11 protein-coding genes are annotated in these 12,109 nt (G+C 22.7%); 4 read left to right on the top strand and 7 right to left on the bottom strand.

The window, feature by feature from the left end:
* Position 1 precedes the first annotated feature (1 nt).
* Genes VBM87_RS01785 through asnS form a run of 3 tightly spaced genes read right to left on the bottom strand, consistent with a single transcriptional unit; the run spans position 2 to position 3,060 of the window.
* The gene (locus VBM87_RS01785) at positions 2 to 676 is read right to left on the bottom strand and encodes an RDD family protein (protein WP_323177118.1); all 675 of its coding nucleotides are present in this window, start codon (positions 674 to 676) and stop codon (positions 2 to 4) included.
* Between the two features lie 2 nt (positions 677 to 678).
* The gene (locus VBM87_RS01780; RefSeq protein WP_323177117.1) at positions 679 to 1,692 is read right to left on the bottom strand and encodes a hypothetical protein; all 1,014 of its coding nucleotides are present in this window, start codon (positions 1,690 to 1,692) and stop codon (positions 679 to 681) included.
* Positions 1,693 to 1,698: 6 nt separating this feature from the next.
* The gene (asnS, locus tag VBM87_RS01775; RefSeq protein ID WP_323177116.1) at positions 1,699 to 3,060 is read right to left on the bottom strand and encodes an asparagine--tRNA ligase; all 1,362 of its coding nucleotides are present in this window, start codon (positions 3,058 to 3,060) and stop codon (positions 1,699 to 1,701) included.
* Between the two features lie 133 nt (positions 3,061 to 3,193).
* On the opposite strand from asnS, the gene VBM87_RS01770 reads away from it, so the two are divergent.
* Positions 3,194 to 4,516 (top strand): C1 family peptidase, encoded by a 1,323-nt coding sequence (locus VBM87_RS01770; protein WP_323177115.1) that lies wholly within the window; start codon positions 3,194 to 3,196, stop codon positions 4,514 to 4,516.
* Positions 4,517 to 4,571: 55 nt separating this feature from the next.
* On the opposite strand, the gene VBM87_RS01765 is transcribed toward VBM87_RS01770, so the two are convergent.
* Genes VBM87_RS01765 through VBM87_RS01755 form a run of 3 tightly spaced genes read right to left on the bottom strand, consistent with a single transcriptional unit; the run spans position 4,572 to position 6,895 of the window.
* On the bottom strand, positions 4,572 to 6,008 hold the full coding sequence (locus VBM87_RS01765) for a magnesium transporter (protein WP_323177114.1): 1,437 nt from the start codon (positions 6,006 to 6,008) through the stop codon (positions 4,572 to 4,574).
* 1 nt (position 6,009) lies between these two features.
* Positions 6,010 to 6,588, bottom strand: coding sequence for a diadenylate cyclase (locus tag VBM87_RS01760; protein ID WP_257075611.1), 579 nt, complete (start codon positions 6,586 to 6,588; stop codon positions 6,010 to 6,012).
* 1 nt (position 6,589) lies between these two features.
* A complete protein-coding gene (locus tag VBM87_RS01755; protein WP_323177113.1) occupies positions 6,590 to 6,895 on the bottom strand; it encodes a hypothetical protein in 306 nt (101 codons plus the stop codon).
* Between the two features lie 119 nt (positions 6,896 to 7,014).
* On the opposite strand from VBM87_RS01755, the gene VBM87_RS01750 reads away from it, so the two are divergent.
* The 3 genes from VBM87_RS01750 (at position 7,015) to VBM87_RS01740 (ending at position 11,827) form a co-directional block, all read left to right on the top strand.
* Positions 7,015 to 8,832 carry an ABC transporter ATP-binding protein gene (locus tag VBM87_RS01750; protein WP_323177112.1) on the top strand — a complete coding sequence of 606 codons (1,818 nt, stop codon included), beginning with the start codon at positions 7,015 to 7,017 and terminating at the stop codon, positions 8,830 to 8,832.
* A gap of 3 nt (positions 8,833 to 8,835) precedes the next feature.
* The gene (locus VBM87_RS01745) at positions 8,836 to 10,656 is read left to right on the top strand and encodes an ABC transporter ATP-binding protein (RefSeq protein ID WP_323177111.1); all 1,821 of its coding nucleotides are present in this window, start codon (positions 8,836 to 8,838) and stop codon (positions 10,654 to 10,656) included.
* Between the two features lie 76 nt (positions 10,657 to 10,732).
* On the top strand, positions 10,733 to 11,827 hold the full coding sequence (locus VBM87_RS01740; protein ID WP_323177110.1) for an endonuclease: 1,095 nt from the start codon (positions 10,733 to 10,735) through the stop codon (positions 11,825 to 11,827).
* Between the two features lie 44 nt (positions 11,828 to 11,871).
* Here the strand turns inward: VBM87_RS01740 and rpmF are convergent, their stop codons facing one another.
* Entirely contained in the window at positions 11,872 to 12,078 is a 207-nt protein-coding gene (gene rpmF / locus VBM87_RS01735) for a 50S ribosomal protein L32 (RefSeq protein ID WP_257075606.1), read from the bottom strand.
* Positions 12,079 to 12,109 lie beyond the last annotated feature (31 nt).

Raw genomic sequence — 12,109 nt, 5'->3', positions numbered from 1 at the left:
ACTACCTCTTTTCCTCTATATAGTAATATTTTTTGTTATGATGTTTAAATGGTATTAATTTAACTTCTTTGTTAAATTTTTCTAAATTATAATGTTTAATAAGTACTACTCTAGATGAGCATAAATAATCTAAAATACCTACTTTATTTTTTTTAATTAACAAAGATGCATAATGAGCTGAAATTAATAAAAGATTTAATGTTATTAAAGTTGTGATAATTCGATAAATAATAATAATTTTGACGTTATAAGTAATTTTATTTTCTTTATTAGTAATTGAATTAATAAAATTTTTGAAAAGTTCTAAATCTCATGGATAAATTAAACATAAAATTATTAAAGAAATTAAAACATATAAAAAGAAGTTAAAAATAGCTCTTTTTAAAATTATTAAAAATAATTTATTTTTTTCATTGTTGTATAAATTAATATATTGTAATCTTGTAAAAATCATTCCCAATGTTCGCCCATTAGAAACAAAAGGAATAATGATAAAATAACTAAAAGATGTAATGAAACTAAAAATAAAAAATAAATATCAATTACGAATTAAAAATAAATTAGTTTTGTTTATTAAAAAATAATATTGAATAACTATAAGTGAAAAAAATATTATTAAATCAATTATATTTGAAATAAATCTATGAATAAAATTTGCATTCTTATGTAAAATCATTTTTATAAAACATTAATTAAATTATGTATATTTTTATCATCAGGTATAGATTTTAAATATTTACTTTCAATTTTATTTTGATTCAAGTAAAAATTAGTATTATAAAAATTTAAACCAGTGTTTTGTTTTTTTATAATGAATGATAATATTTGGTGATAAATTTTTTCTTTTTTAAATTCTTTTAATTCTTTATTTTTATTTCATGTATAAAAAGTTTCGCTTTTACCCAGATTAATTAATGTTGCTAGAAATATTTGAATAAAATATAATTCAGCATATTCAATTTCATGTGTTAATTTCAAATCGTTGACAACGATATATTCTTTTAAGCGATTAAATTGATCTAATAAAATATTTATATTTAAATCATTGGTCAAATTAACATATTGGCTAAAAATTATTTCGTTTGAAAAATAATAAGATTTGGCTTTTAACATTAAAAAATAAACTAATTCTAAACAAAAAATACTACTGTTTGCCTTAGAAGGTTTAAATTTTATGAATTGTTGAATTAATTTTTTATTTATTAATTTATTGTTAATAATAGGAAATGTATAAGCAAGCAAAAATGGATATTTTTTTAATAATTCACTATTATTATAAAAATTTTCTTCGATTCTTGAATTTACATATCATTTAACATCTCCTTTGAATAAAGGTGTAAATTCAATGATGTCTGGTTCTTTTTCGCAATTTAATAATTTATCTAAATCGTTTATAAAAGTTTTTTTTATGTGAGTATTAGGAAATAAAATATTAACATAATCGTTTTTCACTAAATGAAAAGCAATACTTATATCATTTTGAGTTGTTCTTTTTTTGGTATTTAAAATGAACTTTAATCTTGAACCAAAAAAAATCAAATATTTTTCAAAGACTTTAAAAATGCTTTTAGAATTATTTTTCAAAGCTAAAATTATTTCAAAATCTTGATTATTTTGTTCTTTTAGTTTATATAAAACATCTTCTAAAATAAAAGGATTATCTATTTCAGGGATTATTAAAGAAATTTTCATATTCACCTACATTTTTATATTGCCTGATGTTCTTGGATAAGGAATAACATCTCTTATATTATCAATTCCAGTTACATACATGACTAATCTTTCAAAACCTATACCAAAACCACTTGAACCAGAATTACCAAATTTTCTTAAATCTAAATATCATTGTAAATCTTCTTGTGAAATGCCAATTTCTTTTATTCTATTAAGTAATTTATCTTCTCTAACTTCTCTTTGACTGCCACCAATTAATTCTCCTATTCCAGGAACTAATAAATCAAAAGCAGCAACTGTTTTATTATCATCATTTTGATACATATAAAATGCTTTAAAATCTTTAGGGAAATTAATTAAAGCTACAGGGCCTTTTATTAATTCTTCGGCTATATATCTTTCATGTTCTGTTGCTAAATCTAAACCAAACACGATATTTTTTTCTTCAAAGCGATCTTTTACTTTTTCTAAATGAGTTATAGCATCTTTGTAATCCAAAATTTGTAATTTTTTGTTTAAAAAATTGTTTAATTTATTTCTTAAATTTTTATCAACTGTTTCTTCTAAAAAATCAAATTCATCTTTATGAATTAATAAAGTATTTTTAATAACTGATTTCAATAAATCATCAGCTAAATCAATTATATTTTTAAGATCATAAAATGCTACTTCAGGTTCAATCATTCAAAATTCTGCTGCGTGTTTTTTAGTATTAGAATGTTCAGCTCTAAAAGTAGGAGCAAATGTATATATTTTTTTATATCCTAGTGCAAAGCTTTCGCCATGTAATTGACCTGTTACACCTAAGGTTGCCTTTTTTGAACCAAAAAAGGGATTATTTGTATTTTCATCGTTAACAACAAAAGTTTCTCCTGCTCCTTCGCCATCATTGCTTGTTATAATAGGAGCATTAAAATAAAGAAAATCATGTTCTCTAAAATATTTGTGAATTTCAAGAGCTAATGTTGATCTAATTAAAAAAACCGATCTTAATAAATTGGTTCTATGTCTTACATGAGGAATATCTCTTAAAGTTTCTAAATTAATTTGTTGTTTTTGAATTGGAAAAGATGAATCAGTATCTTTTAAAATTTCAAAATTTATAGCTTCTAATTCACCTTTTTGATTAGAGTTTGGAGTATATCTAATTATTCCTTTTACTTTAACTGCAGCTCCTAAATGTAAAAATTTATCATCTAATTGTGTTAAATCTAATTTATCATTTTTTGCAACAACTTGTAATGATTTAACAGTAGAACCATCATTAATACTTATAAATCTTATTTTATTATTTCCTCTATTGGCTGTAACTCATGCTAAGATAGTAACGTTTTTTTGGTCAAATTCTATAGTCTCTAGTAAAATTTTTTTTATAGTTATATCCATTAGTAACCTCTTATAATTTCATAATATTAAAATGTTATAAATTATATTTATAATTTTACCATAAATAGGTGATAATTTAAGTAGTTATGTACTAATGAATTTAGCAAATAATAAAAAATAAAAGGAAAAAATCATGCAAATTAATAAAGAATTTTTAGATAATTGTTTTAAAAAATATAAAAATAATTCTTTTAATAAAATTATAGAAAATGCTATTACAAAAAATGGCATCAAAAACGCAACCTATAATAATGATATACAGCGCATTCATAATTTTGAATTTTCTTTACAAACAGAAAAATTAGGTATGACAAATCAAAAAAATTCCGGTAGATGTTGAATTTTTGCTACATTAAATATTCTTAAACCTATAGTAGCAGAAAAATTAAATCTTAAAGAATTTGAATTATCACAAAACTATTTACTTTTTTGAGATAAATTAGAAAAAGCTAATACTATTTTGCAACTTTTTATCGATAATCCTAATTTAGATTTTAATGATCGTTTATTTATTACTTTTATGGATAATATAATAGGTGATGGCGGTTATTATGAATGGGCGCAAAGTTTAATTAAAAAATATGGAATTGTTCCAAAAAATATCATGGAGGAAGTATCAAATTCATCAGATACTAATGACTTAAATGATGTTTTACAAATTCATTTAGTTTCAACTATTAAAAGTATTCAACATGCAATTAACGCTAAAAATGATTTTTTATTAGCGCAAAAAATTAAACTTAGTTCATTAGAAAGAATTTTTGAAATTTGTTCTAAAGCTTTAGGTTTACCCCCAGAAATTTTTACTTTTGAATATCGTGATAAAGATGATAAATTTCATAAAATAAAAGATATTACTCCTTTAAATTTTGCCAAAGAATATGCATTAATTGATGAATTAAATATGATTAATTTAACGGATGATCCTAGAAATAAACATCCTAAAAATACTATATTGAAAGCTAAGTATTTCACTTCAGTTTTAGAGGGCGATAAATTAACTTTCATAAATACCACAATTAATGAAATAAAAAATGCGGTTATAGAATCACTTCAAAATAAAAAACCAGTTTGATTTGATTGTGATGTTGCTGCTTTTAGTGATAGTAAAAAAGGGATAATGGATTTAAATCTTTTTTCTTATGAACAAACTTTAAGACCTTTTAATAATCTTAATAAAGAAGATAGAGTTAATTATCGTTTAAGCGCTCCTACGCATGCTATGACTATTGTCGGAGTAGATTTGGATGATAATAACCAACCATTAAAATGAGAAATTGAAAATTCATGAGGTGATAAAGTAGGTTCAAAAGGGTATTTTTCAATGAGTGATGAATGATTTAATGAATATGTATTTGGTGTGATAGTAGATGAAAAATTTGTTAATTCAAATATTTTAGAAACAGCTAAAAATAATACTATTATTGAATTAGAACCTTGAGATATTCTTTCATAAAAAATTATTAAAAAATCATTTTTAGTTTTTGAAATACTAAAAATGATTTTTTTTATTATATTATTTGTCTTGCAATTACTAAAGAAATTATCATTAAAGAAATTGAAATTAATGTTGCTAAATTTCCTAAAAAAACCGTTGAGAAAGTAGATAAATTTTTTTTATATTTAATGGTATAAATAGGTATAGAAGTACCTATTAATGCAGATAATAAAGTGCTTATTACAATAACTAGTGTGCTGCTAATAATTAAAGTATGTGTTAATTCTTTTTGTTGTTGTAAAGAAGTTAATAATCAATTTTGGATTGTAAAATCTCCTTTAATAGCATAGTAAATATATAATCTTAAAATATTAATTAAAGCTAAAATTAAACTTATTATTATTGCTGTTTTAATTTCTTTTTTCAAAACTTTTTTATAGTCTTTATCTGTTATTTCTTGTAATTCTAAATTTCTTTTAATTGTTATATAACTATGTCTTGATGTCATAATTGGAACACTAATAACAATTGGTAATAAAGCAGCAAAAGTAGTTTCAAAAGTATTATCTTTAAGAAAAACATCAATAATAATTTGAAGCAAAGTACTAAAAATAATAGTAATTATTAATCAAAAAATTCTGCTTTTGACTAAAGTTGAAATTGGCATTTTCAAATAATCATAATTATTTGAATCTTTAGCATTTATACCTACATCACTATAAATATTTTCTGTGGCTTTTTCATTAATAACATCTATAACATCATCGCTTGTTATCATACCGATAAGTTTTTTTTCATCATTTACAACAGGTAAAACTGAAAAATCATTTTCGCTAAAAACTTGAGCTGCTTTTTCTTTAGTGTCATTAGCATTAACAAAAGCTGATGGAGAATATAAATCATCGATTTTAGTTTCAGGATTTGAAAAAATAATTTCTTCTAAAGTGATAGAACCAAGTAATTTTTCCATTTCATCAACAATATAAAAATAATGAACTATTTCTGCATTTTTATTTTTAAAATCTTTTTTGATTTTATTTAACGCTTGTTCACAAGTTAAATTATTATTAAGCGAAGAAATATCAACACTCATAATATTACCTACTTGTTCTTCATTATAACTGAGAATTTTGTTTAATTCTTCTCTTTTATCATTAGAAATATAAGCATAAATTTTTGATTTTTCATTTTCATCTAATTCTTCTACAACATGAGCTAATTCATCACTTTGTAAATTTTGTAAAAGTTTAATTTCTCATTTATTTGTAAAAGAAGTCGCTAATTCTTTTTGTAATTCTACATTTAAATAAGCAAATGTTTCGCTGGCTAAATCATCATCAAGATTTTTGAGAACATATTTAATTTGTTCTATTGTGAAATTTTCTAAAATTTCTGCAAGTTCGGCATAAGGAATTTCATCTGCTATCTTTTTAATTTGTGTTTTATCTTTCTTTTTTACAGCTTCAAGAAGCAATTCATTTCAATTCAATACTTCATTTTGATCTGACATATTAATCCTTCAAATATTTAATAAGTTGTTCTTGGAATTGTTCAATTCTTATATCATAAAAATTACCATTTTTAACAAATTTAACTTCACCTGTTTCTTCACTAACAATTATTGTGGTTGCATCACAAATTTCGCTTATGCCTACTGCCGCTCTATGTCTTGCGCCATATTGATTATTAATTGATTTTTTAGTAATTTTGTAAAAAGTAGAAGCATAATAAATTTTATTTTCTCTTATAATTACAGCTCCATCATGCAAGGGGCTAGTTTTATTAAAAATAGCAATTAATAAACTAGAAGAAATGTTAGCATTTAATATAACACCATCAGTTCTTAAATTTTCGATATTATCGTTATTTTCAATAGTTATTATTGCTCCTATTTTATTTTTTGAAAAATATTCTATTGCTTCTCTTAATTGATTAATTAATCTTAATTGACTGCTTTGACCTAATTTTTGATATTGGTTTTTGCGATTTTTTGTTTTGATTTTTTGAACAATTAAAGGTCCTATAACAAAAATAAAAATTATTGAAACAATTGTTAAATTAATAACTAAAAGTATTAATAAATAATTCATTTTAACCTTGTTTTCCTATGAGATAAGCTATTATAACTAAGATTATTAAAACAATAAAAATAAGGGTAATGGATAAGGAACGAATTAAAATTCTTTTTTTATATTCTGTTTTATCAATTGTTAGTTTTTTTAATAAACAATTTGGTTCTTGACATTCAAGATTTTCTAAATTCAAAGCATTAATATTTACTAGTGCCGGATTATTTAATTCATTTTGATTTTCTTGATGCAAAATTTCTAATAATTCACGTCTTTCTTTAATTTTTTGTTGACTAAGAAGTGGATCACGATCATCTAATTTAGCCATTTTGCTCCTTTATTATATTTTGTATTTTATTAATATTTAATATATAAAAATAATTATATATTAATTTAATTATTTTAGTTTTTGTTATTGTTTATAATTAATAATTGTGAAAGGTTAATATGCTTAAAATAATTAAATTATTAACGCCCAAATTAAAATTTATTGCCATTTTAACGATGTTTTTATCGTTGTTGCAACCTTTTTTATCAACTATAATTCCATCAATTACTAAAGTTTTAATTTCCTTAGCTACACAAACTCAAGAAAATTCTTTGCCTACAATAAGAATTATTTTTTGAAATATTGAAGCAAAAAGTTATCATGAAACCATTTGAATGGTAATATTATTAACTATAATTTTTGCCGTTTTATTAATGACAGTTTCTTATAGTGCATCAATTTTAGCCTGAAATGTAGCAATTCAAGGTATTTATCAATTAAGAAAAAGGCTTTTTCATAAATTAATTTATTTAAAACAAAATGATATTGATCAATTTAGTGAAGGCACAATTATTTCACGTTTTACTAATGATATGCAAAAATTAAAGCAAGGACTTAATACTTTAGTAAGACATGTATTAGTTTCTCCATCATTTATTATTTGAGGTTTGTTTTTTGCTTTATCTACTAATGTTTATTTATCAATAAGTATTGTTATTATTGCTCCTTTTTTAACTTTGGGAGCGTTTTTGGTTTTAAAAAAATTAATGCCTTTATACATTAAAGAAAATATTACTGTTGATCAACTAAATAATACTGCTAGAGATGATTTGAGTGGAATTGCCGTAATTAAATCTTATAATTTAGAAAATAAAAGATTAGATAATTATAAAATGCATGCAGATAATTCACGTAATACTTCTTTAAAAGTAAATATTTTTTCTGCTACTGCGTGACCTTTATTAGATTTAATTAGCATATTAGGAAATGTAATTTTATTTTTAATTATAGGAATTTTAATTAAATTAAATGCTTTAGGAACTAATAGTAAAATAATTGGTGAAATTTATCAATTTAGTACCTATTTAACTATGGTTACTAATTCTATATTTTTTACTTTATTTACAATTAATCGCTTATTAAGATCACAAGCAGCTGTAAAAAGGTATTTTGAAATTTTAAATTTAGAAACTAATAAAAATAATAATGCAAATTTTCTTTATGATAATATTGAATCTGCAAGTATAGAATTTAAAAATGTTTCTTTTGTTTATAAAAATGTAAACACTAAAAAAGAAACAATAGAAAAAAATGCTTTAAAAAATTTAAATTTCAAAATTGAACATGGTCAAAAAATTGCTATTATTGGTAAAACCGGATCTGGCAAAAGTACTTTAGCTAAATTATTAACCAAAGAATATTTATTAACTGAACAACAAGGAGAAATTTTAGTTGATAATAAAAATATAAATCAAATAAACACAGTTAATTATTTAAAAAATATTTCCCATATTTATCAAAAACCTAAATTAATAAGTGGCTCTATTAAAGATAATTTATTATTAGTTAATAATGAAATCAATCAAAATAATATAAGTAAAAATTTAGATATTTCAGCTTCTAATTTCGTTTGAGATTTAAATAATCAATTAGATTATGAATTAACTCAAGGGGCAAAAAATCTCTCCGGCGGTCAAAGACAACGTTTGTCTATTGCGCAAGCTTTAGGTAAAGAATTTAAAATATTGATAATTGATGATGCAACTAGTGCTTTAGATAATGAAACAGATCAAATCGTTAGATCAAAAATACTTACAAATTATCCCGACACTACTTTAATTATTATTGCTCAAAGAATCAATGCTATCAAAGAAGCTGATAAAATAATAGTTTTAAATAATGGGCAAATGGTTGGTTTTGGAACCCATGATGAGCTTTTAAAAAATAATATTCATTATCAAGAAATTTATGCTAGTCAACAAGAAAAAGGAGAATAAAAAATGGCAAGATTTGCTTATATGCAATTCAATTCTAAAAAAGAAAAATTATCTTTTAAAGAATTTATAAGATTCATGAAAAAAATAAATTTGTCTTGAAAGCAATGATTGATAATAATTTTTTTAGGATTATTAATACCCTTATCTTCTACTCTAGCAACTTGATTAATTGGTTATATTATTGATAATTTTTTTAATTTAGCTAATTTTAGTTTTCAAGATTTTGATTTTACGTTATTTTTTATTTTAATTTTACTTTTAGCCACAAATTATATTATTTTTAAATTGATGTTAATATATCAAAGACGCTTAATTAATAAAACAGTTATAAATATGATTTTTAATTTACGTGTTCAAACTTATCAAAAAATACAATCTATGTCTATTAGTTATTTTGATACACAAAAAATTGGTAATTTAATGTCAACTTTAATTAATGATATTAATAATATATTGCAGTCATTAATCGATATGTTAACTAATTTTATTAATATATTTTTTCAATTTTTAATTATTTTTATTTTTATTTTTCTTTATGCTCCTTTTTTAGGTTTGATAACATTATTTTTAATTCCTTTATCTACTTTTATTTTGTATTTATTTATAAAAAATAACCAAAAACACTTTTTAAAACAACAAAATACTTTAGCCGATTTTAATGCTTATCTTGAAGAAATTTTAAATGCTTTATCTTTAATTCGTTTACACAATCAAGAAAATAAAATAATTGATATTTTTGATAAATATAATAAGGCAATGATTAAACCTGATTTTAATGCGGCTAAAAATATATCTTTTACTTTTCCTTTTTTGCATTTTATCAAGTTTATTAATTTAATTACTATTATTGGTTTAGGCGTTTATTTCTTAATAAATAATATAAATAATGGAGGAATAGTAGAGTTAAAAACTGGCGTTTTAATTTCTTTATCAATTTACATTACTAATTTAACTGATAACATTTCTCAAATTCTAGAAATAGTTAATAGTATTCAATTGGGTTTAAGCGGTATTTCTAGAGTAGAAAAAATTTTAAATTTACCAGGTAATAAAGAAAATGAATTAAGAGAATTGAAAATTTCAAAAGCTGAAGTAGAATTTAAAAACGTTAACTTTGCTTATCCTAGTTTGCCAAATAAACAAGTATTATTTGATATTAATTTTAAAATTTTAGAAGGAAAATCAGTAGCATTGGTTGGTAAAACAGGTTCAGGTAAAACAACAATAGCAAAATTATTAGCAAAATTTTATCAACCAACTTCAGGAGAAATTACAATTGATAATCAAAAAAGCATTGATATATGCGAACAATCATGAAGAAATCAAATTGATACTATTATGCAAGATGTTTATATTTTTAACGCTACGTTAAGAGAAAATTTAACTTTATTTAATAATCAAATAACAGATGAACAAATTTATTCAATAGTTGAAAAAGTTATAGGTAAAGATTTTATTGACGATATTCCTGAAGGTTTAAATGCGAAATTAGAATCGAATGCTAAAAATTTAAGTCAAGGACAAAAACAATTAATTTCAATTATAAGAGCCTTATTAAGTTCTAAACCAATAATAATTCTAGATGAAGCAACGAGTGATATTGATACAATAACTGAATTACGAATAAAAAAAACTATGAATTATTTAATAAAAAATTGTTCAACTTTAATAATTGCCCATCGTTTAAGTACAATTGTTAATTGTGATTTAATTTTAGTTATAAAAGACGGCAAAATCGTTGAAAAAGGCAATCATAAAGAATTAATGACTTTGAATGGTTATTATAAATTACTTTATAATTCAGGTTTTGATGAAAATATTTAATTATTCTAAAAATAGAATAATTTTTTATATAAATATTTTAATTTTTTCAAATATAAAATAATAAAATTATAATGCTATGATAAAAAATAAATTTAAAAAATTCTTATTAATTCTACCAGCTACATTAAGTTTTGTTCCTGTCTTTGCAGCAGCTTGTGAAACTCAAGTAAAAACAAAAACCCCTTCAACAGGCGAAACCCCTTCAACAGGCGAAACCCCTTCAACAGGCGAAACCCCTTCAACAGGCGAAACCCCTGATAAAAAATCAGAAACAAACTTTATAAATAAATCAAATGAAATTTTATCTAAATACATTTATGATAATACAAATAATTACTATGCTTCAGCTGAAGGTAAAAGAGGTATAGAATTATGAAATGAATTAGTAAAAATTCAAAAAAGTAAAAGAAGTCAAATAGGCTCATATTCTGACCTTTATGATATTTATAGACAATCTGATATTGATCAAGAATTTGAAAACGATGGTACTATAGTTGATATTTATAGTGAAAATCCAAATGGTGAAGATCCTTATTCTTATAATGTCAATAATTTTCATGGTACATCAACCTCATATGGTGGTGGTGTAGTAACTGGAAAAAAATTACAAAATGGCGAAGGTTCAAGATTTAATAGAGAACATGTTATACCACAATCATGATTCAATCGCGATGTTCCAACTAGACACGATCCTCATTTTGTCTTACCTACTGATGAAGTAGTTAATGCTAGAAGAGGTAATGATCCACATGATAATGTTGATGAACCAACTTTTGTTTCTTTAAATGGAACTAAAGTAAAAGCTAAAGTTGCTGCTGAACCAATAGATGGTTTTAAAGGTAATGTAGCTAGAATATATTTTTACTTTCAATTAACACATGGTAATGGTTATGCTCAAAAAGGTTCACAAGTTTTTAGTAATGCTTTTCCTTTTTTTCAAGAACATTATTTAAATACTTATTTGCAATGAGCGAATAAAGATCAAGTAGAAAAATTTGAAATTAAACGAAATAATGTTATATCAAAATATTTTAGTAATAAAAATACAAATGTTAATGCAAATGAAGGATTAAGAAATCCATTTATAGATTATCCAAATCTACCTGAATTAATATGAGGTAATGGCAATGAAACATTTGTAAATAAAGGCGTTTTAGTTGGTTTAAATTAATATAATAAAAAATAACACTATATATAAAACAGTGTTATTTTTTATTATTCAGCTTTTTTACGATCGTCTAAACTCTTGTAGCCTTGTACTTTTTTACCTTTATAAAAACCGCAAACATAACATACTACATGTTGTTGAATCATGTTTGAACAATTACTACATGAAATTAAATTTTGAACAGGTAAAGCATCATGTGTACGTCTTTTATGTTTACGTTGTTTAGATGTTTTACGTTTTGGAACGATAGCCATTTTACTGTCCTCCTTTTATAAATTTACGCGT

The sequence above is a fragment of the Mycoplasma sp. 744 genome (genome assembly GCF_034863305.1).
GTDB lineage: Bacteria > Bacillota_I > Bacilli_A > Mycoplasmatales > Metamycoplasmataceae > Mycoplasmopsis.
Note: the sequence above shows the minus strand (reverse complement) of the source record. Positions and strands in the feature narration are given on the sequence as shown.